The sequence below is a fragment of the Paenibacillus sp. MBLB1832 genome, assembly GCF_032271945.1.
Taxonomy (GTDB): domain Bacteria; phylum Bacillota; class Bacilli; order Paenibacillales; family NBRC-103111; genus Paenibacillus_E; species Paenibacillus_E roseopurpureus.
Window position 1 is genome coordinate 3382474 of the sequence record NZ_CP130319.1, and the last position, 25063, is coordinate 3407536.

28 protein-coding genes, 1 pseudogene and 1 other annotated feature are annotated in these 25063 nt (G+C 44.5%); of the genes and pseudogenes, 4 read left to right on the plus strand and 25 right to left on the minus strand.

The window, feature by feature from the left end; translation table 11 throughout:
• Positions 1-64 precede the first annotated feature (64 nt).
• The 6 genes from MJB10_RS15170 to MJB10_RS15195 all read right to left on the minus strand — a co-directional run bounded on the left by MJB10_RS15170 (position 65) and on the right by MJB10_RS15195 (position 4542).
• Positions 65-769: a flagellar brake protein gene (locus MJB10_RS15170; protein ID WP_314795925.1), complete on the minus strand. Its 705-nt coding sequence runs from the start codon at positions 767-769 to the stop codon at positions 65-67.
• Positions 770-816: 47 nt separating this feature from the next.
• Complete coding sequence (ypeB, locus tag MJB10_RS15175; protein ID WP_314795927.1) at positions 817-2190, minus strand: germination protein YpeB; 1374 nt, start codon at positions 2188-2190, stop codon at positions 817-819.
• A 106-nt stretch (positions 2191-2296) separates the two neighbouring features.
• Entirely contained in the window at positions 2297-2455 is a 159-nt protein-coding gene (locus MJB10_RS15180) for a hypothetical protein (RefSeq protein WP_314805875.1), read from the minus strand.
• Positions 2456-2525: 70 nt separating this feature from the next.
• Positions 2526-3224, minus strand: a complete 699-nt coding sequence (prsW, locus tag MJB10_RS15185) for a glutamic-type intramembrane protease PrsW (protein ID WP_314795929.1) — start codon at positions 3222-3224, stop codon at positions 2526-2528.
• Between the two features lie 157 nt (positions 3225-3381).
• Entirely contained in the window at positions 3382-3981 is a 600-nt protein-coding gene (locus MJB10_RS15190) for a genetic competence negative regulator (protein ID WP_314795931.1), read from the minus strand.
• Between the two features lie 249 nt (positions 3982-4230).
• A complete protein-coding gene (locus tag MJB10_RS15195; protein ID WP_314795933.1) occupies positions 4231-4542 on the minus strand; it encodes a hypothetical protein in 312 nt (103 codons plus the stop codon).
• 173 nt (positions 4543-4715) lie between these two features.
• Between MJB10_RS15195 and MJB10_RS15200 the strand changes: the two genes are divergently transcribed.
• A complete protein-coding gene (locus tag MJB10_RS15200) occupies positions 4716-5567 on the plus strand; it encodes a polysaccharide deacetylase family protein (RefSeq protein ID WP_314795935.1) in 852 nt (283 codons plus the stop codon).
• Positions 5568-5650: 83 nt separating this feature from the next.
• On the opposite strand, the gene MJB10_RS15205 is transcribed toward MJB10_RS15200, so the two are convergent.
• Positions 5651-5818, minus strand: coding sequence for a hypothetical protein (locus MJB10_RS15205; protein ID WP_314795937.1), 168 nt, complete (start codon positions 5816-5818; stop codon positions 5651-5653).
• Positions 5819-5838: 20 nt separating this feature from the next.
• The gene (locus MJB10_RS15210) at positions 5839-6465 is read right to left on the minus strand and encodes a CPBP family intramembrane glutamic endopeptidase (RefSeq protein ID WP_314795939.1); all 627 of its coding nucleotides are present in this window, start codon (positions 6463-6465) and stop codon (positions 5839-5841) included.
• A 91-nt stretch (positions 6466-6556) separates the two neighbouring features.
• Between MJB10_RS15210 and MJB10_RS15215 the strand changes: the two genes are divergently transcribed.
• Positions 6557-7480 carry a hypothetical protein gene (locus tag MJB10_RS15215; RefSeq protein ID WP_314795940.1) on the plus strand — a complete coding sequence of 308 codons (924 nt, stop codon included), beginning with the start codon at positions 6557-6559 and terminating at the stop codon, positions 7478-7480.
• 67 nt (positions 7481-7547) lie between these two features.
• On the opposite strand, the gene MJB10_RS15220 is transcribed toward MJB10_RS15215, so the two are convergent.
• The gene (locus MJB10_RS15220) at positions 7548-7871 is read right to left on the minus strand and encodes a rhodanese-like domain-containing protein (protein WP_314795941.1); all 324 of its coding nucleotides are present in this window, start codon (positions 7869-7871) and stop codon (positions 7548-7550) included.
• A gap of 251 nt (positions 7872-8122) precedes the next feature.
• Positions 8123-8354: a binding site (T-box leader), on the plus strand.
• A 71-nt stretch (positions 8355-8425) separates the two neighbouring features.
• Here MJB10_RS15220 and serA point away from each other — a divergent pair.
• Entirely contained in the window at positions 8426-10006 is a 1581-nt protein-coding gene (gene serA / locus MJB10_RS15225; RefSeq protein ID WP_314795942.1) for a phosphoglycerate dehydrogenase, read from the plus strand.
• Between the two features lie 117 nt (positions 10007-10123).
• Here serA and MJB10_RS15230 read toward each other — a convergent pair whose 3' ends face one another.
• From MJB10_RS15230 to ytfJ, 10 genes are all read right to left on the minus strand, one after another.
• Positions 10124-12013, minus strand: coding sequence for an ATP-binding protein (locus tag MJB10_RS15230; protein WP_314795944.1), 1890 nt, complete (start codon positions 12011-12013; stop codon positions 10124-10126).
• Positions 12014-12727, minus strand: coding sequence for a response regulator transcription factor (locus MJB10_RS15235; RefSeq protein WP_314795945.1), 714 nt, complete (start codon positions 12725-12727; stop codon positions 12014-12016).
• Between the two features lie 35 nt (positions 12728-12762).
• Positions 12763-14019, minus strand: coding sequence for a cytochrome c biogenesis protein CcsA (gene ccsA / locus MJB10_RS15240; protein WP_314795947.1), 1257 nt, complete (start codon positions 14017-14019; stop codon positions 12763-12765).
• A complete protein-coding gene (gene resB / locus MJB10_RS15245) occupies positions 14016-15677 on the minus strand; it encodes a cytochrome c biogenesis protein ResB (RefSeq protein WP_314795949.1) in 1662 nt (553 codons plus the stop codon). Before resB ends, ccsA begins: the two co-directional genes overlap by 4 nt.
• A 35-nt stretch (positions 15678-15712) precedes the next feature.
• Positions 15713-16243, minus strand: coding sequence for a thiol-disulfide oxidoreductase ResA (gene resA / locus MJB10_RS15250; RefSeq protein ID WP_314795952.1), 531 nt, complete (start codon positions 16241-16243; stop codon positions 15713-15715).
• Positions 16244-16325: 82 nt separating this feature from the next.
• Positions 16326-17072, minus strand: a complete 747-nt coding sequence (locus tag MJB10_RS15255) for a pseudouridine synthase (RefSeq protein WP_314795954.1) — start codon at positions 17070-17072, stop codon at positions 16326-16328.
• A 59-nt stretch (positions 17073-17131) separates the two neighbouring features.
• Positions 17132-17665 carry a spore maturation protein gene (locus MJB10_RS15260; protein WP_314795955.1) on the minus strand — a complete coding sequence of 178 codons (534 nt, stop codon included), beginning with the start codon at positions 17663-17665 and terminating at the stop codon, positions 17132-17134.
• A 6-nt stretch (positions 17666-17671) separates the two neighbouring features.
• Positions 17672-18271 (minus strand): nucleoside recognition domain-containing protein, encoded by a 600-nt coding sequence (locus MJB10_RS15265; protein ID WP_314795957.1) that lies wholly within the window; start codon positions 18269-18271, stop codon positions 17672-17674.
• Between the two features lie 12 nt (positions 18272-18283).
• The gene (locus MJB10_RS15270) at positions 18284-19477 is read right to left on the minus strand and encodes a D-alanyl-D-alanine carboxypeptidase family protein (RefSeq protein WP_314795959.1); all 1194 of its coding nucleotides are present in this window, start codon (positions 19475-19477) and stop codon (positions 18284-18286) included.
• A gap of 280 nt (positions 19478-19757) precedes the next feature.
• Entirely contained in the window at positions 19758-20249 is a 492-nt protein-coding gene (ytfJ, locus tag MJB10_RS15275; RefSeq protein ID WP_314795961.1) for a GerW family sporulation protein, read from the minus strand.
• Between the two features lie 243 nt (positions 20250-20492).
• On the opposite strand from ytfJ, the gene MJB10_RS15280 reads away from it, so the two are divergent.
• The gene (locus tag MJB10_RS15280) at positions 20493-20693 is read left to right on the plus strand and encodes a helix-turn-helix domain-containing protein (protein ID WP_397386637.1); all 201 of its coding nucleotides are present in this window, start codon (positions 20493-20495) and stop codon (positions 20691-20693) included.
• Position 20694: 1 nt separating this feature from the next.
• On the opposite strand, the gene MJB10_RS15285 is transcribed toward MJB10_RS15280, so the two are convergent.
• The 6 genes and pseudogenes from MJB10_RS15285 to MJB10_RS15310 form a co-directional block, all read right to left on the minus strand.
• Positions 20695-22050, minus strand: coding sequence for an SIR2 family protein (locus MJB10_RS15285; RefSeq protein ID WP_314795963.1), 1356 nt, complete (start codon positions 22048-22050; stop codon positions 20695-20697).
• An 89-nt stretch (positions 22051-22139) separates the two neighbouring features.
• Entirely contained in the window at positions 22140-22460 is a 321-nt protein-coding gene (locus MJB10_RS15290; protein WP_314795965.1) for a hypothetical protein, read from the minus strand.
• Between the two features lie 173 nt (positions 22461-22633).
• Positions 22634-22750 (minus strand): annotated as a pseudogene (locus MJB10_RS15295) (sporulation protein YtfJ); the annotation flags it as partial.
• Between the two features lie 119 nt (positions 22751-22869).
• Entirely contained in the window at positions 22870-23574 is a 705-nt protein-coding gene (locus tag MJB10_RS15300) for a DUF2953 domain-containing protein (protein WP_314795967.1), read from the minus strand.
• 98 nt (positions 23575-23672) lie between these two features.
• Positions 23673-24278 (minus strand): SMC-Scp complex subunit ScpB, encoded by a 606-nt coding sequence (scpB, locus tag MJB10_RS15305; RefSeq protein WP_314805660.1) that lies wholly within the window; start codon positions 24276-24278, stop codon positions 23673-23675.
• Complete coding sequence (locus MJB10_RS15310; protein WP_314795969.1) at positions 24262-25053, minus strand: segregation and condensation protein A; 792 nt, start codon at positions 25051-25053, stop codon at positions 24262-24264. The genes scpB and MJB10_RS15310 overlap by 17 nt, the downstream gene beginning before the upstream one ends.
• Positions 25054-25063: the final 10 nt, after the last annotated feature.

A 25063-nucleotide genomic window follows, 5' to 3' on the forward strand; every position in this document is an offset into this window, starting at 1 on the left:
ATCACGCTCCTGCCAACAATCAAATCTGCTTAGCAGTATTCCCTTTCCCCGTGCGTCTCATGCCTTAGCGTTTACGGAAATCCATTTGCCTTTCGAAGCAGAATCGAATCAGTTTCTGACGCTCGCGATCCGCGATTTCAGCAAACCGAATCATGACCAATTGCCGGCCTGTATCCGTCATTTTCACACGAACAACCTCGCCTGAGAAAGGAATGTGCTCTATGGTACCATTTTTGAAAGGCGCGAGTACCCAACAAGAAACGATAGCATTCAAACCAATCGGAATATGTCCTTCGCAGATGAAAGAAATCCCGCCGCCGCCAACATCGTCCGTCACGCCAATAAATTGGATTTGATCGGACAGTTTGACCGCAATTTCCAGCTCCGCCAACACACGCAAGAAGTTTCTTCGTTGAACTTGTGTAATCGCGCTAAGCTCGGGTACACGCAGTTCAATGAGTCGAATGACATCTTCCTTAAAACCAATAACCTCCGTTGTGAAATAATGCTTCACTCCGCCTTGTCCAAGGAAGTGGGCACTGATTTCATCCCCTTGATACATTTTTTTAAGTCGACCTGTCTTCTCGTTAATCGGGATTTCAATAATGATCGCCTGTTCAGTCACATCAGCAATCCTCGACTTATATTCGATTTTGGACTCTTCTTCATCAATGCTGTTCGTTTGCATATGTAATATCTGGTTGACTTTAGGAAGCAATTTCTGCACCTCCGCTAAAAATGATGCTTTAATTATACCATGCTCATCCATTTTGGATATAAAAAAAAGAAGCAGGCTATTCCCCTGCTCCTCTTCCCTTATGTTTTCGCTTCTTTAGCCGCTTCCGCTTGATCTTGACGAATCGTTTCAATCTTCTCTTCCATACCGATATCTGCATTGATATAGATGCGATAAATGTTGTTATTCATGGTGCCGATAAACTCATGACATAGCACTTCTTCATCCAGATCGTTCTTAATGATAGCTAACGATTCACCCGTCACTTTCAGCTTCGGATTCAATTGTTTCCGCGCGTCTTGAACGGTCATTTTCGGCGTGCCAATCTCACGCTTCTTCTGCGAGTAAATGTAATCAGTCGCTTGGAGGCCAGTCACTTCCAGTGTGTCGAGCGCCACCTTCACCGTCACCTGAACGGGATAAATCGTGACATCTTTCTCTTTCTTAGCAAAAGTAATCGTCGCCACGTTCTGATACTGGTCATAGCTAATCGCGCTCAGGTCTTTGTATTCATGCGCATCCAAGAATTCATTTGCGATATCGCGCGCTTGACGCAGATTGAATTTCGCCGAAGGCACATCTCTAGTTTTCATAAAATAAACGAGATGCCCGCCCTTTTTGGTAAAATCCAATTGGGTTTCGTTTTTCGAGGAATCCTGGCTTGGCACCACGACACTGAAGCTTTGAAATTCAGGCGCGCTGCCGCCATTTTCAACGACTTTTATACCATTGGAATCGGGAATACCGAGAAATTCTACGGCTTTCTTTTTAATCTGATCGGCAGTCATTTCGTCGCCTGAAAGCATTTTAACATCATGTTTGGAGAACACACTTAAACTTCCCGTCCCCCAATTCAACTCATCGTAGCCGCCAACCTTTTTATCAACAATGGTAAAGCCATCAATTATGGCGTTATCATGCACTTCATTTTCCGAGGCTAGCGCAGATTCGACGTCCATCCAACGCAAATTGTTCGCAATTACTTTGTTCTGAACACCGCGAATTTCATTCGTAATTTCGGTTGAATGGTTGTATAACGTATTCAGTGTTTTCATTTCCTCTTCTGTCAACGGCTGCTTCGTCATATCACGAACAGACATCCGGTAAGAGAATTTTGCCATATTCGCTAAGAAATCTTCCGTTTTATTAAAAGGCAGCAGCATGAGCGGCAGTTGAGTAATGTCACTTTGCGCTTGGCTGGTTAAACGCCAGACATTTACGAGTCCCTTGCGGTACGAAGGCTCCGAAGTCGCATTCACAGCCAGTGTATTGCCTAGCTCCGTATGTAGCTTATCCATATGAAATGATAAGTCGTGAAACGCCCGTTGATACTGGTTTTCTGCTTTGATCAAGATCGTGTTCTTCTCTTGGTGCTCCAAATACCCCCATACCGAAGCTCCAATGAGAGCCAGCACGAGGAATGGAAACATGACAATGCTCAATCTTTTGTACACAAAATTTCTCCTTTCATACCCAATCTTACGGTTAGTTTTTACGTGAACAGCCAGGTTTATGCAAAGGAAAAACGAAAAGAGGCCTATTCGGTAGAATGGCCTCTCGCTAACTTTCCGTTTCAATTTCGAAATCATGCTCATTACTGCATATACATTGACGGAACCCTGTTTCTATTTTGTCCTTCTCTTTCTTACCCCGTAACACAAACTTCTCGCCGCAAATCCGACAACGGATCTTCACTTTCACACGCATGGTTGATGGCATGTATACCCTCCCGGACGTTCCCGCCCATGAAGGCACGAGTTCACCAATTATACAGTCATTATTGCCCAAATCAACCCATTTTAATCTTTTTCTCATCTATCGTGACAGCTCGTAATGGAGAGAGTGCATTGGCGCGATCAACCCGCCAGATCGAGCGCAGCCACAAGAAAATCATTAACGGGATCATGATCCAGATCCAAGCTGTTTTGAAAATGAGCAAAATATAGTCAAATGTTCCATGCCACACAATTGGGAATAGCAGGGAGAACCAAAGGTAGCGTCTTTGTTTGTCGGGTACGAATTTCGCTTTCCCCATGTAATACCCCATCATAACCCCGAATAAGGCATGACCTGATACAGGCAGCAACGCTCGCAGCATGAGAGCTGAGAAGGATGACGCATGTAAGAAGGCATAAATAATATTCTCTAACGTAGCAAATCCCAGCGAGACGGATACCGCGTAAACGATGCCATCATACGGCTCATCAAACGCTGGATGTCGAAAAATCAAATGATACAACAGCAGCCATTTCAGAAACTCCTCGATTCCACCAGAAAGAAAAAAGGAAGTAATCCATGTACCCTCACCGAATTCCCCAATGAATGCGTTCTGCAAGACCATGGTTGGGTACACCAGAATGACACCAAATATAAACATCCGTATGACTAAATGGATAGGCTCAGGTTCATAGCGATCCTTCAGATAAAAGTACGCGAGCAATGAGAGTCCTGGGGCTACAGCTGCCAGCAAGATCGGCACGATCTCCATGTTCCAGTTCCCCCTTTTCGAATGATAAGTTTATTATAGTCGTTCTTGTGCAACATTTCTATGATCTTCACAATGGAAAACAAAACAAGCATCCTCAAAAACGTTCGTTTTTGGAGATGCTTGTTTCATTCTATAGCAGGAAGTCCTATGCTCCTGCTTATTTGAAATGGCGGCACAGCACCTTAACGGCGTCATCCGCGATAATCGTCTTTCCGTATTCTTCCAAGACTGCTTGCGTCACGGAAGCCGCTTCACCAAATTCAGACAAGACAGCGATTAACGCTTGATATTTCGTTTCTTCGAGATCAACTGGCTCTAGCTGTAAAATATATTTCCCTTTATATGAATAAAGCGTACCGCCTTCAATCAATAAGGGATTAATTACTTTGGAGACGCGCAAGAGATCTTCAAAATCACGGAATGCGTAAGAGACCAGATCGCTTTGTTCCAGCGTTACTTCCATTTCGTACACTTCTTCAGCTTCATCATATGCATCTGAACTGGCATACAAATCAAGTTTTCCTCTGGTCACAATAACGACCATACCCTGCGCTGGAAGTGCGAATACTTCAACGGCAAGCGGGCCGGACGGGTCAAATCCGAGCTCGGAATAAGCTTGATCCATCATTTCACTGAATAATTCGTGTACTTTAGGAATTTCTCTCCACATATCGTCTTTTTGAATTCCACGTTCAGTTAAGTCATCGAATGTTAGGAAAATCCGTATCTTATCCTGACTTAAGCGTTCTATTTTCATGATAGGATCCTCCTTTGAGCTTCCCACTTGGAAAGCTTGCATCGAAAGCATGGTCACCTTATTTCTTTCAGAATATGTAAGAAAATTAAAAAGGTGAACCACTAAATGAGAAATGGACATGCATCCATTTATTGTTTTCACCTATCATGTTAACACTAAATCTGTACAAATGCACGTGCAAGTTATGTATAAAAAGAAAAAGCACAGCCGGCCCTGTGGGTATGCCAGTCTGTGCTGAGAGCTTATGGGTTACTGGATTGTCGACGTGCTTACCTTATTATCTTGCAAGATTTCGTTCACCGTCGCCTTCAAAGATGGGTCTTCTTTTACTATTTTTTCAATGGGATTGAGCCCGGAAGAGCTCTTTGAAGCGAAACTTGGGGAGATCGCTTCCCCGAATGATTTGTTCACAAACGTGTCTTTCGCCTTGTCCATAACTTTGCCCATCGAATCCGTGGATGAACTGAAGGCAGAGAATAACATCGATTTACTTTTACGATTGAGATAAATTACAGCAGCCGCTCCCGCAATACCGCCGAGCATAAATGTGCCTAATTTCATTGGATCTCCCTCCATGATACGTAATATGAATCACTTCTAGGTTGTGCGTGTTTAGAAGTAGACATACACATAAGAATAAGGAAAACATAGGAGATCAGACATCTGCGAATAATAACTGTAATATGGTACTATAAGTGATGACCAAAACCGCATTAATATAAGGGGAAATCGAAATGAAAAAAAAGAAAGCAAGTACGCTTCTACTAACTGTGATCTTATTGCTCACTGCCTGCAGTGCAAACCAAGCGGAGACAAGTCCTGCCGCGACATCTAGTTCAACACCTGCGCCTACAGTAACTGCAAGCCCAATCGCAACACCAACAGCGACACCGTCGCCAACACCATCCCCTACACCAGCACCGATCCCAACGCCAGAAGTCGTTCAGAAGACCTATCACATGAATAAGAACTATGATATTGTGCCTAACGATTCGAATGGCAATAAGAAAGTCGTCTTACTGACCTTTGATGATGGACCGAAAGAACAAGCCATGAATCAATCACTAATTGATATTCTGAAAAAGCATAAGGCGAAGGCCATCTTTTTCATGAATGGCTACCGAATCAAGCAGAAGCCTGAGCTCGTCAAACTAGTGCACGATAGCGGCAACATCATTGGGAATCATGCGTGGGATCATGACAATTTAAAAGATATGTCCAACGACAAAATTGATAAACAAGTCGATGATGTTCAACAAATCGTGAAGGATCTCATCGGAGAAACCCCTCAATTTTTCCGTCCTCCATTCGGATCAGGCAATGACTATTTGAAGTCCAAAATCAAGTCAAACAAAATGCTGTATATGACGTGGTCCAACGGTTCCTTAGACTGGGACATGACGAATAAAAACAACGATTCCAATAAGGTGATCGAAAATGTCCTGCAGCAGCTCCATAACGGCAGCAATATCTTGATGCATGAGCTGCCCTGGACGATTAACGCGCTGGATACGCTGCTAACGAAGCTCGAAGAGAAAGGCTATTCCTTCGTAGATCCCAATGCCATCGAACTAGAAATGAGATAATCATAAAGAGCCTTGCTGATGCCACGTTCGCGACGTGGGTACAGCAAGGCTCCCTTCGTTTCTTTTTGCATAGCCATAGCGTCTTACGAAAGGGATGAATATTTGACTCCCCAAACCGTTAAACTCACGACTAACGCGACAAATAACCAAAGTAGTGTCATATAAAAAAGATTCGTCCATTTCCCCCGCTCAGACGGATGAACGGCTCTACGCGGCGGTAAATAGGTCTCATCGCCCTGTTGATCCTCCATGATGGGATTTGACCGTGAAGCTAATCTTTCTCCTGAACGCATGAACTTTGATCTTCCTCCTTGCTAAACCGAAGTATACACCCCATCACCATATCAATCATAAAGTGCGCAATTATAGGTGTCCATAGGCTTCCCGTATGAAGGTAAATCCAACCTAAGCCATAACTAATACTGAAGACCATCCCCGTCATTAACCAATGCTGCAAATAACGCACATGAATAGCCGCGAACAAAATACTAGTCCAGTAAGGCCCCCATGCGTGCTGAATCGCTCCGCGAAAAAGGACTTCTTCACAAATTGACACGATAAATGAAATAAGTGCAATATGCCAAAGGGCCCTATTTCCAAATATCATTCTATTAATTCCGCCGTCATCCGACACTTCCTTCGGTACCCACCGCGAAATCAGCAGATCCACACCCAGGACAACAATCGCGAATCCGCAGCCCCATAGCAGGACTTGCCATCCCCCATGAAAGCTGAGTGCCGAAAGAATCTTTGAATTGCTCTGAAATAATCCAATAATAATTCCGATAATAAGCGTAAGCAGTTGCGTGACATACAAATTAAGTAATAATGTGCGATCGGTCAGTTGATTGATATCGACTTTTCCAATGCGAAGGTTCTTGAAATCGAATTTTTTCAAAGGAAGCAACCTCATTTCCTCATATTATTCCTTTTTAAACCGAATTCACCTATACTAGTAAAACAAACAAGAGAGAATAAGGAGCTAGATTATGGAGAAACGTCTTACCCGCACCGACTATTTATTCGCCCTTATGTTTATCTTTATGCTGGTCTGCATACTGGGCGCATTCTTCTATGGTTTACGATTGGGCCAAACGAAATCCGATCAGAAATATGAAAAAATATTACATGCTGATAAAGCGTCATCCGTACCTGAAGTAGGCGCGTATGACCAGCAAGTGCTAGTGTCCTATTACCATACCATCTTTTTACCCTTTAGGGAATTTCAGAATAAATGGTTTGAATTATTGAGTCAAATTGAGCTGGGTAATTCTTCTGTTGATGCAGCAGCCGTATTGAAAGAACTTTACAAAGTAGCAGATGATAAATATGCGATTTTAAAAAGTAAAAATGTTCCCCAAACCTCGCCGATGCTCGTACAGTCGCATCAAGGCTACTTAAAAAGTCTAAAGCTTTTTGCAGATGCGTTAAACAGCTTCCAAAGTAAAGCGAACAGCCAAAGCCATACCCAACTGCTAGATGCCATACAGAAGGATGCTTACTTCCAAGAAGCGAAAACACAAGCATTGACGGCTCAAAAAAATTATTTTGATTCAATTCTCGCTTGGAATGGCACTTTCGATCCGGATATTGAATATTTCGACAGCACCAAGACAGCTAACTTGGATCAATGGCGCGCCATGAATTTTAACGTTAAGAATGTGTACATAACAGCAAAGCTTCTAAATAACAAAGCCTTTTCGCCTTTTTACCCACAGGATTTAACGATACGCATTGATGAATTCATCTCCTCGGGTCAAGCCAAGAAGTTGAATGTGGCGGATGTCAATCAAACGATGGAACTGCTGCTCAGCACGAATGCGGTTCGAACAGGCGACTTCGTCAAAGGCAAGGCCAAATGGTATGGGAACGAGCCGCTCCCGCAGCTTCCGTTCTTCTCCGATGTCAATTAAAGAGAAAAATAAAAAATGCTAAGGATAACGTGGAGAACCACTTAAGTCCTTAGCATTTTTTACTGAATTAATCGTATTGAAAGCCGCGGAACATCGCAATGGCTGCCATACCGCCGTCGACATTAATAACACGATCAAACCCGTTCTCTTTCAAATATTCGGCAACTCGCATACTGCGGACACCATGTGCACAAACCAGATAAATATCTTCATCCACTGGAAGCTCACCCATGCGATGTGGAACTTGCCCCATCGGAATAAGTTTAGCTTCTTCCATATGATAGTAATCCCATTCATGCGGCTCTCTAACATCAATAATGACGCTGTTTCCGAGCGTTTTATTGTTCACCGCATCAAGAAAAATTTGCGGATAAATACGAGCAATTTCCATATAAGACACCCTCCTGCATGTTTCGATTGAAAGCTTATTTCAAGATTATGCTACCCTTTGTACCATAACCGAAAACAGGGCCCTCCGACAAGCAAAAACTCATTGCTTTCTGAACATTCATGCTTTAAAATAAACGAAAAGCTTTTGAATAGTTGTCAATCCGAACATTTTATGACTTATACGTGAAAATCGTTCGACATGTATTGACACGATTTCGGACGCATGGTAATCTAATAAAAATTCTATATCACAGTACAGCGTTGACGGAGCCAAGCAAAAATAGTAGCTTTCAGAGAACCGGTGGTTGGTGTGAATCGGTAGCGAAAAAATTGCGGAGCACTCCAGAGTTATTGCATTGAATCTGAGTAGATGCAATCGGGTTAGGAACACGTTACAGTTCCAGGTCGCAAGACCAATGAGGCTTCTCATGCGAATGAGCAGCGAACTAGGGTGGTACCACGAAAGCAATCTCTCGTCCCTTTGGCTACAGGCTAACTGTCTGTGTCCGAGGGCTGGGAGTTTTTTTATGTTCAAATCTAAGGAGGAACCGAATTATGTACAAAGTTCTAGTATCCGATCCAATTAGTGACATGGGAATTCAAATGCTTTATGATGCAGCCGACGTTGAAGTGGTGAAGCAATCAGGTCTATCCGAGGACGAACTCATCGCAATTATTGGTGAGTATGATGCCCTGCTAGTTCGTAGTCAAACCAAAGTAACCGAAAAAATCATGACAGCTGGCACGAAGTTGAAAGTGATTGGCCGCGCAGGTGTAGGTGTCGACAATATTGATTTGGAGGCAGCAACGAAGCGCGGTATCATCGTCATCAACGCACCAGACGGAAATACAATCGCGACTTGCGAGCTTACTTTCGCTATGATGATGGCAACTGCTCGTATGATACCGCAAGCTTACAAGAAAACAGTTGGCGGCGAGTGGGATCGTAAATTTATCGGTGTTGAGTTGCGCAACAAAACGCTTGGTATTCTAGGCATGGGACGGATCGGAAGCGAAGTTGCGAAACGCGCGAAAGTATTTGGCATGGAAGTTATCGGGTATGACCCATTCTTAACGGAAGAACGCGCTGAGAAAATGGGCGTTAAGCTGGGAACTGTAAACGAAATCGCTGCTCAAGCTGACTTCATTACGGTTCATACGCCACTTACACCAGAAACTCGCCACTTGATTGGTAAGACGCAATTCGAATTGATGAAACCAGGCATTCGCATTATCAACTGCGCGCGCGGCGGCATTATTGATGAATTGGCATTAGTTGAAGCGATCGATCAAGGCATCGTTGCTGGCGCAGCATTCGACGTATTCGAAGTAGAGCCGCCACAAAAGGATCACCCATTCTTAAATAATCCAAAAGTTATCGTAACTCCGCATCTTGGCGCATCAACAATCGAAGCGCAAGAAAATGTTGCGATCGACGTCTCCGAAGAAGTGCTTCACATCCTTCGCAATGAGCCTTTCAAAAATGCGGTCAACTTGCCTCCAGTTCCAGCTAACGTGCTGAACAAATTGCAGCCGTATTTCCGTCTGGGCGAGAAAATCGGTTCTGTACTTGGTCAAATCGCACAAGGCGCTGTTGCTGAAATCGTTGTGAATTACGCTGGCGAATTAATCGATGTCGACACAAGCCCGTTAACGCGTTATATCGTCAAAGGTATTTTCGAAAATCAATTGGAATCTATAAATATCATTAATGCGATGCACCTTGCGAAATCACGCGGCGTTAACATCGTTGTTCAAACATCGAACACCGCGAATGACTTTACGAATCTCGTAACTGTAACGGTGAAAACGAAGCAAGAAGAAAAAACTCTTGCAGGTACATTGCTTGCAGGCTACGGCGAGCGTATCGTTCGTATCGATCAATACCCAGTTGACTTCGCTGCTGAAGGCAACTTGCTGTTAATCTCTCACAATGATAAGCCTGGTATTATCGGACGCGTTGGTACGCTGCTTGGTAACAATCAAGTCAACATTGCAACAATGCAAGTGGGTCGTAAAGTTATCGGCGGTTCCGCAATCATGGTACTTACAATTGATAAAACAGCTCCTACTGACGTATTGTCTGAACTTTCTAAACAAGATGAAATCGTTAATGTTCGCGCTCTAACGCTCTAATAAGCACAAATTGTTTCACGAACAACAAGATTTTGTCTGAATATTCTACAAAATAAAGGCGATTACCCCGTGCCAACGGAGTAATCGCCTCTTCTTATGTCGAAATTCGCACTATCCTTAGTTATTTGTGCTCACGGGCAGCCAGATCGTAAATGTGCTTCCTTGGCCCCATACACTTTGCACAGTTACACTGCCTTGGTGAGAGTCAATGATGTTCTTGACGATGGCTAACCCAAGCCCCGTTCCGCCCGAAGATCCGCGCGTACGCGCTTTATCCGCCTTGTAGAAGCGCTCAAAGATGAAGGGCAGGTCTTCGGCGGGGATCCCTTTCCCCTCGTCTGCGATTTCGATGCGGATGGCAGGCCGATCCTTGTAGAGGCCGGGCTCCGCCAGCATGGCAATACGCGCCCCAGCGGCCGTATGCCGGAAGGCATTGTCGAGCAGGTTCGTCAGCACCTGCTCCAACCGATCCTCATCCGCACGCTGCAGGATGAGGGGTTCAGCAGGCAGCGACACGCTTAGCGCGATGCCGCGCTCTTTGGCCAGCACCGCGAATTTGCGGTGCATGCGTTTCACCAGGGAGTCGACTTCGACCTCCCTGAAGCTCAGCTCGAGATGGCCGGCCTCCATCCGAGCCAGATCGAGCAGGTCACGGACGAGGCGCCCCATGCGGAGCGACTCGTCGTGGATGACCTGCACGAGCTCCACGCGCTCCTCCGGCGTGGAGGGAATATCATCGAGCAGGGCTTCACTATAGCCCTGCAGCATGGAGATCGGCGTACGCAGCTCATGCGAGACGTTCGCCACGAAATCTTTGCGCAGCTTATCAAGCCGTTCCTCCTCCGTGATATCACGGAGAACGGCCACCGCGCCGCGCACTTGGTTCAGAGAGTAGAGCGGTGTCATCGCGACGGACCACACCCCATTTTGCACATGAAGCTTCGTAACAGCCTCTGACGACTCATCGACCACCGCCTCGAAGAGTGGAATCAAGGGTACTGGAATTGGACTCGAATACGGATTCGTAAAGCTCATCAAACCCCAATCTCCCAGTGAGCGGTCAGGCATCGGGAAGCGTCTTGGCTCACCCTCGTCCTCGGACCATGCAATGGTGCTCCACTCTTCTACGATCTTCTCGCCCTGCGGATTACTTAACATGACGAAGCCATTCACATCCAGCGTTATCACCGCATCGGTCATACTGCGCAGAATACTCGACAGGTGCTCTTTCTCCTGGCTGAGCGCATGGATGCTGTCCTGCATTTTTTCCCCCATGTGATTAAACGTCTTGGCGAGCTCACCAATCTCATCCTTAGACAAAATCGGGACCCGCGTACCATATTCCCCTTGTGTGATGAAGTCCGCTGCTTTCTTCAACTGCTGAAGCGGTCTCGTTATGCGTGAGAACAAGAAGAAGGCGAAGAACGTTGTCATCAGAAAGCCAACAATCGACACGTAGACGAATAATCGGAGCATATAGGACTGAGTAGCTTCCAGCGATTGCAAGGACTGATACAGGAGCGTAGCTCCTACAATACCGCCTTCCAGATTGTAAAGCGGCACCGCCACTACGAGGTATTCTTCACCAGAGCCAAGACGTCCTGCGCCTGTCTTATTCACTGTCTTGTAGATACTCTGTCCACCAAAGACGGGTGCCAATTCATTCGTCTGATAGAAATCAGCAACATGAAAATTAGCCAGTTTACTTCCGGGCGTTGCAGGTATGTCCATTTCTTCCATGTCCTTCGAAATGACCAGCATGCGTGAATCTTGAAAGCTAAGCAGTTCATTGCTTAATTTATAAAACTGTTCATTGTACATATGCTGCGTAGCTTCTTCTGAAAATTTGACCGCCATCTCCTGCATATGCTCTCTTTGATTCGTCGCCTGTGAGAAATAATTTTCCATATAATTGACAAGAAAAAAACCTAGTATGAGCAGTACAACCCCAACTAGGCCAATAATCGTTAACCACAGTTTACCGACAATACTTCTGAAAATAAACACTTATTTAGGTACCTCTAGCTTATAGCCTACTCCCCACACAGTTGTAATCATTGCTGCAGCATCAGGGGATACTTTGTTTAATTTTTCACGAAGCCTCTTCACATGCGTGTCGACCGTTCGCAAATCACCGAAGAACTCGTAGTTCCAGACATCCTTTAATAACTCCTCGCGAGAGAACACCTTATCTGGCGATACAGCCAAATAATGCAGCAATTCATACTCTTTCGGTGTAAGGGCTACCTCTTGACCGCCTGCTGTTACCCGATGCGCATCATGCTCGATGATCAAGTTCGGAAACACGATGTTATTGCTGGAGCTTGCATCCTTGGATAGGTATGCCGTCGCCGATGAGCGGCGCAAAATAGCTTTCACACGATAAATCACTTCACGAGGCGAGAATGGCTTCACAACATAGTCATCTGCCCCTACTTCAAACCCGCTTACCCGATTCGTCTCTTCGCCTTTGGCCGTCAACATGATGACAGGCGTCGATTTCACTTGACGTAGGCGCGCACACACTTCTATGCCATCGATGCCTGGCAGCATTACGTCTAACAAGATGAGATCATAATCGGTTTCTGTCGCCATACGCAATGCAGATTCGCCATCCTCAGCTTCTTCAATGAGATAGCCTTCTTTCTCCAAATACATCCGAAGCAAGCGCCGAATACGCTCTTCATCATCGACAACAAGAATACTAGGCTTCAATTCCATGGCTTGTCACATCCCTCTCTACAAGTTCTAAGCGATTAAACTCCTGCATAGGAGTGAAGTCCGGCAATAACCAAGTTCACACCCACTAATGTAAACATTACTACAATAAATCCGATCACCGTTAACCAGGCGGATTTCTTGCCTTGCCAGCCTTTGGAGAGGCGAAGATGCAAGAATACCGCGTAGAATAGCCACGTGATCAAGGCCCATACTTCCTTCGGATCCCAGCCCCAGAATCGGCCCCAAGCTTCCTGCGCCCAAATCATCGCAAAGATCAATGCGCCCAAGGTAAATATCGGATAACCAATCGCAATTGCGCGATAGCTGATTTCATCCAGATCTTCGGGGTCCATCCCCTTCACGATCGGTCCGACTGCTGCTCCTAACGGCTTGCGCACCACGAGACGTGCAAGGCCATACAGGATAAGTCCGCCGAGCACTGACCAGATAACGGTATTCAGCTTACGACCAGCGCTTGCCCCTTCCATCCAGGATGGCGCCGTGAATAAAGGCTCTGTCATCCCGAGGAACGGTTTCATTTCTACGACTTCCGTTTCGTACGGTTTAACAATTGGAGGTAGTACATACGTTTCTTTTTGTTGTATGGTCTGTTGAACGCCCTCAACGGTTGTTACGACATCTTTGGAGAAAACCGCTTTATACCCTGATCCATTCCATGTAAAAATCGAAGCGATAAAGGCGATCAGCATCAGGATGAAAAACAGGGTAAGTTCTACACCTCGTTGTTCCCGCTTGTCCGCTTTAGAGGTTCCTTTGTAATCAACTGCGCGAAGCAAGTACATTAAACCGCCCGCGAAACCGACTGCGAAGAAGGCTTCCCCAGTTGCAGCTGTCGTCACGTGAATTTTCAGCCAATAGCTTTGCAAAGCTGGAATTAACGGCTGCACTTCACTTGGGAATACAGAAGCATAAGCAATAATAATGAAGCCTATTGGCAACGCGAATACCCCAAGTACGGGCGTCCGGTAAATCAGGTAGACGATCAAAAACGCACACATAATCATCATACCGAGGAATGTCATAAATTCATACATATTGGACGTCGGGATATGGCCCCCTTCGGCCCAGCGTGTAAAGAAGAACGTCACATGGCAGGCAAAGCCGAACACAGACGTTAGAAAAGCAACGAAGCCCCATTGCTTCGTGTGTACCTCAGGATCGCGGTTACTCCATCTCTTTCCGGTAATGGAAAGGACGAATAGAAAGAACGCAAGCAGGTAGACGAAGAAAGCGATTAATAGAAAAGTACTGCTGACAGAGTTAACGTTCACCCCTGGTTTCCTCCATTTGCTAATGTTTTCTGCGAAACTTCCAAACCATTTTTAATCAACGCGAATGCAATTTCATTGCGCAATCCAAACCAGTTCTTATTCGTGTGGCCGCCTAGCGTAAGCTTCCCGTCATCAATGCGTATCCACACACGGCGATGCTGCCAGTAGAAGCCCATGATGACACCGATCATAAAAATCGCAGCACCTACCCAGATATAAGGCATCGCTTTATCTACCCGGATGTTCAGATACGTCGTATAGTTGGCAAATTGAACACCCTCCATCGAACCAACCGCGATTTTCAGTTTCTGGCTGATTGCGCCGTTAATCGTATCCTGCGAGAAGGTTTCCTTATCGATTTGCCGTGGGAAATACAGATAAGGTTCACCCTTTTCAGCCAGACCAGGACCAGTGATGCTAAAAATAAAAGCAGGCGCCTTCGGTTCATTCGACTTGGAAATCGGCTGACCCTTCTCAAGTCCGAATTCAGGGTAAAATCCTTTCAGTGTCAGCTTATAAGGTCCCACTTGGTAGGAATCCTTCGGATTATTCATCGGCAGATCAAAGCTTCCGTAGGTCTCACCTGTTGTTGGATTACTTAGCGTTGGCTTCACAGCGATCAACAGCGGTGTCGCTTTATAATCAAACTGGTAGGCTTGCAAACCCTTATAATCTAACGGGTGATTGACGATGATATTCGCTTTCTTGACCTCTTCCAGAACGGGAGTGCCTGAAGTAGCCTCACAATTGGCGGTACAATGATAAAGGACAGCTTGGGTCTCATACGTTTTCGGAACGATTTGCCCTTTCGCTTTAATGCTTGCAGGTATATCTTGCTCATCATAAAGCGTAATCGTAAACTTCTCGTTCTTGATGTAATAGGACGTATGCGGGATCGGCTTTGTCTCGCCTTCTAAGATCCCAATGTATTGATCCATATGCCACCCAGGAATACTTCTCATTAATACACCAATCAGAAAAATAATAAGTCCGATGTGATTAATATAAGGTCCCCATCGGCTGAATCGGTATTTCTCGGCCAACAGCGCTGAACCGTCCGTATGTACGCGGTAATTTTTCTTTCGTAAGTGTGCGCCTAGCTGCTCTGTCCACGCAATTTCATCCGTCTGAGGGGGTAATTGCGTCACGAGCGTTACATTTTGCCTAACTAGAAAATTAAGATGTTTACGAATTTGCTGCTTCGATAGCGCTCTATACAAGGGAAGTACACGGTCTAAGCTGCAGATGACTAGTGATGTCCCTATCATAAAGAGCAGCGTGATAAACCACCAAGAGCTAAAGGTGTGTGAAAAGCCTAGAGCATGATAAATGGTCCCGAGCGTGCCATAGTTTTTCGTATAGTACTCTGCTGGGTCCATATCGAGAAATGTGTTCTCTTGCGGAAAAATCGTGCCCACTGCAGAAGCAAGTGTTGTGAATAAGATAATCCATACGGCTATTTTGACGGAAGAAAAGAAATTCCATACCTTATCCAATAAGGACGGATTCGATTTCTGTGAACGGCGCGCCATGCCATCATAACGCATTTCCAGAATGTCTCTGCCATCCGCATCAATCAAGGGATTACCACACGATTCACACAGCGTTGTGCCTGTTGGGTTCTGATGCCCGCAATCACATTTGGTATTGTAGAACATGATGACCTCCTAAAAACGTTAAGCACAAGATCAGATTACGATTTGCTTAGTTTGGACAACGTCTCATCGATGAAAGCTTCGTCCATTTGGCCGATTTTTTTCGTGACGATTTTGCCGTCAGGCCCGATGAAGAATGTCGTTGGATAATCCATCACACCATACTGTTTCCGAACAACCTCGTTCGCATCAAGCAGCACTGGCATATTTAATTTATATTGATCCATGAAACCTTGCACCGTTACTTTATTCTTGTCCACATTGACTTCTAAGAAAACAACCCCTTGACTCTTCCACTTATCATACATCTTCTGAAGATCAGGCATTTCTTCTTTGCACGGCGGACAAAATGTACCCCAGAAATTCATTAGCACAGGCTTACCTTTATAGTCTGAAAGCTCATGCGTTTGGCCATCTAACCCGACTAAGGAGAAATTGGTCGCTTTATCTCCTTGCTGAGGATACTTCTTACTGTCTGAAGCAGACAAATTTGTAATAATCGTAAACACGCCAATAATAAGCACGATTGTAAAAATACCAATCTGTACCCACTTCTTATTACGTCCCACTGTAAATCACCTTCACTTTGTCGACAATCGTCAGTTTTTATATCGAATTATACCCTTATTATAACGAAAAGAAGGCCAATTCTTATTGGCCTTTTTGAACGTTATGTGTCCTTAGCGCTTCGTTCCGAAGCTCTTCAATTTCTTTAGGAGTCAAGTGTCGATACTTCGCTCTTGGCAGTCCCGTTAAGAAGATCGGACCAAATTTAATCCGTCTCAATTTGATCACAGGAAACGAAATCGATTCAAACATCCGTCGCACTTGTCGATTACGGCCCTCATAGATCGTAATCTGAATGATGGACTCATTTTTCTCCATATTCACATCCGCATATTCGACTTCAGCTGGAGCTGTCATCCCGTCTTCTAACTGTATGCCCACTTTTAACTTATCTAATAACGTGCCGTGCGGAACACCTTTCACCGTCGCTTGATACGTCTTAGGAACGTGATGCTTCGGATGCGTGAGCAAATGCGCAAACTCTCCATCATTTGTGAGCAGAAGCAAGCCTTCTGTATCATAATCCAAGCGGCCTACTGGATAAACCCGTTCCTTAATCCCAGGCAAGTAGTCCGTAACGACCTTCCGACCTTCAGGATCAGTAGCGCTTGTGATAACACCCTTCGGTTTATTCAGTATCACATAAATCTTCTTCTGTTGACCGATCGCACGTCCATCAACCCTAATTTCGTCTTGGGCTGTATTTACTTTCACACCCAGCGTCGTGACAACCTCACCGTTCACTTGCACACGTCCCGCTGTAATGATTTCTTCACATTTGCGGCGGGATGCGATACCCGCTTCAGCCAATACTTTTTGCAGTCTTTCCATGATCCGCTTTCACCTCAAACTAATGATAACGGAGTTACTCATAAATCTCAAGCGGCATCTCAGGTAAAGACGAGATAACAGATCACCAGCGAAGCAATGAACCCTACTGCATCAGAAATCAAGCCAACTTTCAGCGCATAGCCTGCTTTCCGAATACCGATGGCGCCGAAATACACCGTAATCACATACAGGGTCGTATCTGTGCTGCCTTGGACGGTTGACGCAATCCGCCCAATCATGGAATCTGGCCCGAATTGTTCGATCAGGTCCGTTGTAAAAGCCAAGGAGCCCGCGCCTGTAATCGGGCGCAAAATCGCCAGCGGGAGCACCTCTGTCGGCACTCCGATGCTCTCGAAAAAGGGCCTCATCCACCCGATGAGCATGTCCATTGCGCCAGAGGCACGAAACACGGAGATCGCGACCATCATGCCGACGAGATGCGGAATGATTTTGATCGCAGTATCGAATCCATCCTTCGCACCCTCAACGAATGATTCGTAAACAGGAATCTTGCGATATGCGGCGTACAACGGGATAAACACGATCATGATCGGAATGGCCCACGCCGAGATGAGAGATACGAGTGCGTACATGCGGGATCATCCTTTCAATGGCGGGATGGGGGAACGCGACCTTCGATACCAGCGATCAACGAAGATCGCGGCAGTCGTCGAGATGATCGTTGCGATCAACGTTGTGCCTACAATTTCCGCAGGATTCATGGAATTAAAATTCATTCGAATGGCAATCAATGTAGTGGGAATTAGCGTAATGCTGGATGTGTTAAGGGCAAGCAAGGTACACATCGCCGTACTTGCCTCATCCTTATTGGGATTGAGCTTTTGAAGCTCCTGCATCGCTTTAATGCCCATCGGCGTTGCTGCGTTGCCAAGCCCTAATATATTCGCGCTCATGTTCGACATGATGTAGCCAAGGGCTGGATGATTTTTCGGTATACTTGGAAAAAGAAAACGGACAACCGGCTGCAAAAGCCTAGCCAGTTTGGCAAGAATCCCGGCATCTTCAGCGATGCGCATCATCCCCATCCAGAACACAAGCACACTGATCAAACCAAAACAAACCGTGACCCCATTTTTAGCCCCATCAAATGCAGCCTGCGTCACTGACTCCACATCCCCATTGATCGCTGCAACGAGAAACCCAACGACGATAAAGAACAACCAGATCCAATTCACCATAGTAAGCTCTCCTTAATCCACCCAATTAGAACCAGAGACACGAAATAACTCCTGAACCAACATGCGCCATATGTAGCCATACTGTGTCCGCAAGGTTGTCATAAACGGCTTGCTTGGCTGAAAAGAAAACGTCGTTTGTTCTGGCTGCCGCAACAATGGATTCGTCTTCTCATACAGCGGAATGGTCTGAATTAGCTTGTTTTTCAATGAGATTTGGAGCGCACCTCGCTCGGATAATCGATATTCCGTGGACTGAGGATCCACCTGCTTGAGTTGATGCGTTAAGCTAGCGGCTTCACCATCTGCGAGCGGATATTGAAAGGTACGACTGGCCACCCAAGGTGTGCCTTCGATGGCATCCCCTTTTTTCACCAGCGTTTGAAGAGGAAAATAGGTAAAGCCATACTGGAGCATGCGGCCGTGGTCCGCCCAGTCATCACCATCATTTAAGGTAACGGCAACAAGCTGTTGACCGTTCCGCGTCGCCGACGAAACTAAGGTGCGCTTAGCCAGCTTCGTATAACCTGTCTTGACGCCATCAGCGCCCTCGAACATGGACAGCATCTTATTCTTGTTCAGCCACGTATAGTCCCAAGTCTCATTCGGATTAGGAACTTTCTTCAACTTCGTAGCGACGATTTCAGCGAAAACGTTATTTTTCAAAGCGTATGCTGTAAGCTTCGCCATATCATTGGGACTCGAGCGATGGCCCTCCCCTTCATCAAGCCCCGATGGATTCGTGAAGTGGGAATGATCCATGCCCAGGCTGACCGCTTTCTCATTCATCAGATAGACGAACCCCTCCACACTGCCGCCAATATGCTCTGCGATCGCTGTAGCCGCGTCGTTGCCTGAGCGCATCATCAGACCGTAGAGCATGTCATGAAGCCGCATCTCTTCGCCCAGCTTTAAGTAAATCGAGGAGCCTTCCTTGCCGAAAGCATTTTTGCTGACTTTGACCATGCTATTCAAGTCACCTTGCTCGATGGCAATGATGGCCGTCATGATTTTGGTCAAGCTAGCTATGCGCATAGGCGTGTCCCCTTTTTGGCTATACAAGATACGCCCTGACGCCACATCAACTAAGGAGGCACCAACCGCATTTGTATGAAAAGCAGGCGGCGCCGCTTGGACATCGGTCCACGGTACGACTAGCAAGCCAAGTAAAGCACAGCACATGGAGATGAACATCATTTTGGTTTTCATCGGTCTCGATTTCCCCCTACACATACGGACTTGTGCCTATTTCGCTCACTTTCAACTGGCAAAACTTTGTACAAGTATATGCGAGCGGACGTGGGATATGTCCGTGAATTCGGTGCTCATGCTGCGGAGGAATGACGCTCTGATAGGAACGTGCGGTAAAAAAAAGAGCACCCCATCACCATCTATATGGTGAGGAGCACTCTTTATCGTGGTGGTTTCGCCTTATAGCCGCATATAGAAAAAAGCTGCCCTCCAAGGACAGCTCATAATGACCAAAAGCTTAGACGATAAAATTCTGATTCTCAATGTTGGTGACCGTGCTGGCGCCTGTCGGGGTCACAGCTGGCTTCGCAGACATCCCCTTGATCATACTTTGAATTTTGTCAACGACCTGCGGTGCAGAGTCAATCAAACGCTCTAGGATATGGGTTTGGTTATCCAACGGCACAACCTTCACACCGCTCTTCCCTACTACAAGGAATGCAATAGGCGTAATGGACACCCCGCCGCCACTACCGCCGCCGAAGGGAAGAGCGACTTTAGCATTCAGTGCATCGACACGGTTAATTGAGCCGCTTTCGATCTCAATTTCGGAGTCTGTCACAAACTCACTGCCGCCTGCTGCAAAACCGAATCCTACTTTGGAAATCGGCATGATAACACTGCCATCGGGGGTTTCTACTGGATCGCCTACTATAGTATTTACGTCTACCATTTCTTTAATATTTTCCATTGCTACTTTCATCAGACCTTGAATTGGATGTTCGCTCACTTAAAACCCTCCCTGTTCACTTGTTGATTACAAGAATATTGTTCCCAGCAGGGTTTTACTTTATGTATTTTATTTATGACCGAAAACATGTAGACTATAGTCCGTGGTTTTTAGTAACAACGGTTGTCAATATGGTTCTAAAAAGGAACTTTTCTCCTATGAAACTAGAATCCATTTTTGGCGAAATATTAAAAAAGAATAGGATTGACAATAACTTTTCACAGGAAGAATTGGCTTGGCGAAATATTAAAAAAGCATAGAATTGACAATAACTTTTCACAGGAAGAATTGGCTTTTAACTCTGGCTTAGATAGAACTTACATTTCCATGCTTGAACGAGGAAAAAGACAACCAACTTTAACAACTATTTTCTCCATATCAAAAGCATTAAATGTAAGTCCATCATTGTTAATTAAAGAAGTTGAAACCATTTATTTGAAATAGTTTAAATTTCAATTGAATATGGTTGTCCTTCTTTTACCGCTTTAAGAATTGGAATAGTCGATTCCGAGTACTTACTAAAGTAAGACTTCCCTATTTTGACTCGAATGTGATACTTATTATCACTAGATTTAATATTGACCCCTTTTTCCATCTTGATCTTCTCCAGCAATTGGTTCGCTGGATTCCAGTGATTGTAACCTAAACATTCTCCAATCTGAGTCAGGTTGTATGGGTAATTTGCATTTAATGCGGTTGGGTCTGACACAGTTGTAAAGCCATATAACTTCGCCAATTCACCTTCATTGTTCAGTGCATTCTCTAATGCCTGATAGTTAACTTCGACTGTTTTCTTAGGTATATCATATCTAACCATATCGTAAGTTCTAGACAGCAAAGATCTCAAAATCTTGGGATTAACTTTTTCAAGCTGTCCTTGTGAACCAAAAGCTTTGAATACCCATTCAAATGAATCAGCTACAATACTTTTCACTCTTATGCTTCTATGAGAATCAATTGAAACGAGTTTTTCCCTAGAAGGTAATGCTTTTTGTTCTATATCTTTATCCCATTCAAGTAAGTATATGTTCGGTATCAATTCGTTGTTTGTAGATATTATTTCGTCAATATCAGAAAGAATACTTTTAATATTACTATCTTCAGCGCTATATCCAATAAACAATAAAGGATGCTCCGCAAAGTATGTGAGCAACTTAGCACTCAGATACTTCTTTTTAACACCAAAATTCTCGTAATCGTCTGTTGTAAGCACTAAACTATCTGGCTTAGTTATACAACCATGGATTTTTAAAATTTCTCCAATTGAAGCGTGATTTGTTCGTAAAATTTTTTGACCAATTATTGGGGTATACTCTGGAAAAACTATTTCTAGAAAAGGGTCATAATTGGTGGTAATAAGTGCATGAGGTATAATCTCTTGTAATAATTTAATTTCCCTCAATACTTGTTCATTTGTTATGTCCTCTAATCTTTTGGGTGTAATTGCCCCAAAGTATTCCGCTATTTTATGTTTAATATAAATATCTGAAGGAGCATTTTCTGAAAATAATTCCTCTGGAAACGAAGACTTCCCATCCCTCCATGCCCACTCTCGAAACTCATCAGAGAATATTTTACCTATTGTGACAAGTTCTCTATATGTCTGTTTGTAATAAACGAAATCAGCTTCGATTCTAGGACAAAGAGCAGCCATTTCCTTCAGTAGTTGTTCCCAATTGGGACCATTAAAATATCTCTTCGAAAGACCTGAACCCACAAACAAAATTGGCTGGCAACCCATGTTTTCTATACAAAGTGAAATATCGTTTGTTAATTCTTCTATGTAATTATCGTAGGACATCGTATGAATCCCTCCAATTCATTCATTGTAATAATTATACATTCTCTTTGAATGAATTGGAACATTTGTTTGTACAAAGACATTTATTCCTAACTTCTTATCCTTCTTTGCATACGAAGCAAGGTTCGTAAAAAGATTTTACAATTATCAATTGATGGAGTTCCTTGAACGATCAAAGTGCCGCCATCGTTCATCCTCTGAATTATCAACTCATTTGGATCGGGACTTTCTGCGATCAACTTAGAGAAAGAACTTTTTTCAAGAAAAAGTAATATTTCATTAGTGCTGATTTTGTCCAAATCTTCCCCATTAGCCATTTTCACATACATTTCATCGCCTTGTGAATCTGTTCTAACAATGTAATCGATATCAAACATCTTAACTTTCACTTTTAACAAATCTTGATTCAAATTAAACCACCCTTTGCATACTATAGTCTACAGATAAGTAAAGTTTAAAATATCTGTAAAGGCAATAGTTACAAAGGGTGTTTTATTTATATCTATAGAACCTAATTATAGGGGTTTAATGTAGCAATTGTCTCGTTTGCGAACCATACATGGTTTTATATGGTTCGTTTGCGAATTACACACCCGTCAGGCGTTTCGACGGGGTCACCAACAATTGTGTTCACGTCGACCATTTCTTTGATATTCTCCATGGCGACTTTCATAAGGCCTTGAATCGGGTGTTCGGACATCTTCATATTCCTCCTTAGCGTTTTTCGCCACTTAAGCTGGCTTCGAAAGCTCTAGAATCCAAAAAGATTAATCATGGTTCAGCTTTAGGGTGCCCATAGAGACATAGGTTATGTACAGCTCAAGCAGCTGGTTTAAATCTCGCTCTCGCTTTAAGTACAAATTGGATCCAAGTGCGGATGCCGCCTTTCACTTTTAACGCGCGGTACATTAATCTAACTCCCGCTGTCACGGCATACCATACTCGTATACGTCCAGCAAACCGAAACTCCGTTGCAAATTGCTTCTCATTATATTGCGGAATCACATCAATTCTAGGCTTTGCGACCAGATTTACATAGCGGATCGTAAAGCCGAGCAGGGATGACTTAATTCCCCAGATAGCCCCAGTTGTTATCGCCGTTTCAGGCGCGTCGCCTACACCAACGCGCGTAATCCATTTCAAATCCGTACACTCCACTTTAGCCAGAGTCATTTTCATCCAGCCATATAAATTCATGGTGTGCACGAGAACATCTTTCGCTTGTTTATAAAAGGCTATCACACGATCCTTCGTAATATGATCTCGCGTTTCGTCTTTCAATTCATTGCTGGATTTACGAATCGTCTCTGATTTAATCATAATCCCTTGAGCAAAGCCTTTGAATTGAATAATCGGAATGACGTACCGATAACGGATAAGACCGAAAAGCCCCCGTACTTCAACCGAGAGGGTGTCATTATCTTTAACCCTTGAGAAGTAAAACTCTCCCCGAACGAAGCTGCATAAAACAACAATGACAGCGATTGCGATGACCACAGCGGCCACTCCTACCCATAACAACACGTACGCCTCCTTAACAAAAAAACTCCATCTGCAAGAAGAAGTCTTCTCGCCAATGGAGTTAGTATGACCCTAAAAGGAAATGAAATGCATGTTTGGCATTACTCAAACGGCTCATCATTGACATCTTCCAATGTCAGCTGCTTTGAATCCCCGCCTAAGCGATCAAAGAGCATTCGTGTTTCTTCTTCCAAATCGAAATTGCCTTGAAAGTCAGCAGAATCCGGTAATTCTTGAATGGAGCTGAGTCCGAAATACTCGAGAAATTGCTTGGAAGTGCCATACAAGATTGGTCTCCCGACAGCATCGGCACGTCCGACCTCTACAATTAAATCTTTGCTCGTTAATGTCGCAAGGGCGCGATCACATTTGACCCCGCGAATTTCTTCGATTTCCACACGAGTAATTGGTTGCTTATACGCAACGATCGATAACGTTTCCAAGGCTGCCTGAGAAAGCGAAGACCGTGATGGCGAATAGGCTAATCGTTCAAAATAAGGCGCATGCTCCGCAAGTGTTGTGAGTTGGTATGAGCCTGCAACTTCAACGATTTGAATGCCGCGGCCTTTACGTTTGAAATCGGTGCGCATGTCTTTCAACAAATCTTTTACGATGTATGTATCGAGTTCCATCACTTCAGCTAATTGCTTGAGATCGAGACCCTCGTCGCCAGAGGCAAAGAGAAGTCCTTCAATAATTGATTTCATCTGTTGGAAATTGAGTGTCAAGGTCTGTCCCCTCCTCTTTGGCGTGAATGACGATATCATCAAACAACTGGTTTTGATAGCACATGATCTTCTTCATTTTCATAAGTTCAAGAATAGCCAGAAAAGTTACTACGATTTCCTCGCGCGTCATTTCATAGTCAAACAGCTTGGAAAACAGCAGCTTTCCACCTTTCAGTTGAAGCAATTCGACAACCTCGCGTATTCGTTCCTTCACAGAAATCTCATCGCGTCTGATCCGGGTAACAACGTTACGATTCACGAGCTTCCGTAAGGTTCGCTGAAAAGCATACAAAAGATCCGCGACATCTAATCCTTCCACTGGATTTTCCTGCACATCCGATAAGAAAGGCGTTAAATCTTCCGGTTCCCGCGTATACACAAGACTACGCTCAACCTCTTTATCCCGCAGCATGTCGGCGATCGACTTGTACTTTCGGTATTCAATCAGCTTCGCAACAAGTTCAGCACGAGGGTCTAACGAGTCATCCATATCATCAAAATATTCGTCAAATTCAATAACAGGCGGCTTGGGCAGCAGCATTTTACTCTTAATCGACAAGAGCGTTGCGGCCATCACAAGAAACTCACTAGTAATTTCCAGCTCTAATTCCTGCATGGCTTGTACATACCCTAGATACTGCTCTGTAATTTCTTTGATCGGAATATTGTAAATGTCGAGTTCATTTTTATCAATCAGATGCAGCAATAGATCAAGGGGACCTTCAAATGCTTCGAGCTTATACGTAACCTTCATGTCGTTCTTC

Bases quoted from the DNA above. Each gene is read 5' to 3' on its own strand.
- MJB10_RS15310 (WP_314795969.1), bottom strand. From the start codon at position 25,053: ATGAAGGTTACGTATAAGCTCGAAGCATTTGAAGGTCCCCTTGATCTA.
- MJB10_RS15200 (WP_314795935.1), top strand. From the start codon at position 4,716: ATGAAAAAAAAGAAAGCAAGTACGCTTCTACTAACTGTGATCTTATTG.
- scpB (WP_314805660.1), bottom strand. From the start codon at position 24,278: ATGAAATCAATTATTGAAGGACTTCTCTTTGCCTCTGGCGACGAGGGT.
- MJB10_RS15270 (WP_314795959.1), bottom strand. From the start codon at position 19,477: ATGAAAACCAAAATGATGTTCATCTCCATGTGCTGTGCTTTACTTGGC.
- MJB10_RS15190 (WP_314795931.1), bottom strand. From the start codon at position 3,981: ATGAAAATAGAACGCTTAAGTCAGGATAAGATACGGATTTTCCTAACA.
- MJB10_RS15285 (WP_314795963.1), bottom strand. From the start codon at position 22,050: ATGTCCTACGATAATTACATAGAAGAATTAACAAACGATATTTCACTT.
- MJB10_RS15205 (WP_314795937.1), bottom strand. From the start codon at position 5,818: ATGGAGGATCAACAGGGCGATGAGACCTATTTACCGCCGCGTAGAGCC.
- serA (WP_314795942.1), top strand. From the start codon at position 8,426: ATGTACAAAGTTCTAGTATCCGATCCAATTAGTGACATGGGAATTCAA.
- MJB10_RS15265 (WP_314795957.1), bottom strand. From the start codon at position 18,271: ATGGTGAATTGGATCTGGTTGTTCTTTATCGTCGTTGGGTTTCTCGTT.
- MJB10_RS15220 (WP_314795941.1), bottom strand. From the start codon at position 7,871: ATGGAAATTGCTCGTATTTATCCGCAAATTTTTCTTGATGCGGTGAAC.
- MJB10_RS15180 (WP_314805875.1), bottom strand. From the start codon at position 2,455: ATGCCATCAACCATGCGTGTGAAAGTGAAGATCCGTTGTCGGATTTGC.
- resB (WP_314795949.1), bottom strand. From the start codon at position 15,677: ATGTTCTACAATACCAAATGTGATTGCGGGCATCAGAACCCAACAGGC.
- MJB10_RS15195 (WP_314795933.1), bottom strand. From the start codon at position 4,542: ATGAAATTAGGCACATTTATGCTCGGCGGTATTGCGGGAGCGGCTGCT.
- MJB10_RS15235 (WP_314795945.1), bottom strand. From the start codon at position 12,727: ATGGAATTGAAGCCTAGTATTCTTGTTGTCGATGATGAAGAGCGTATT.
- MJB10_RS15215 (WP_314795940.1), top strand. From the start codon at position 6,557: ATGGAGAAACGTCTTACCCGCACCGACTATTTATTCGCCCTTATGTTT.
- prsW (WP_314795929.1), bottom strand. From the start codon at position 3,224: ATGGAGATCGTGCCGATCTTGCTGGCAGCTGTAGCCCCAGGACTCTCA.
- MJB10_RS15255 (WP_314795954.1), bottom strand. From the start codon at position 17,072: ATGGAAAGACTGCAAAAAGTATTGGCTGAAGCGGGTATCGCATCCCGC.
- MJB10_RS15260 (WP_314795955.1), bottom strand. From the start codon at position 17,665: ATGTACGCACTCGTATCTCTCATCTCGGCGTGGGCCATTCCGATCATG.
- MJB10_RS15170 (WP_314795925.1), bottom strand. From the start codon at position 769: ATGGATGAGCATGGTATAATTAAAGCATCATTTTTAGCGGAGGTGCAG.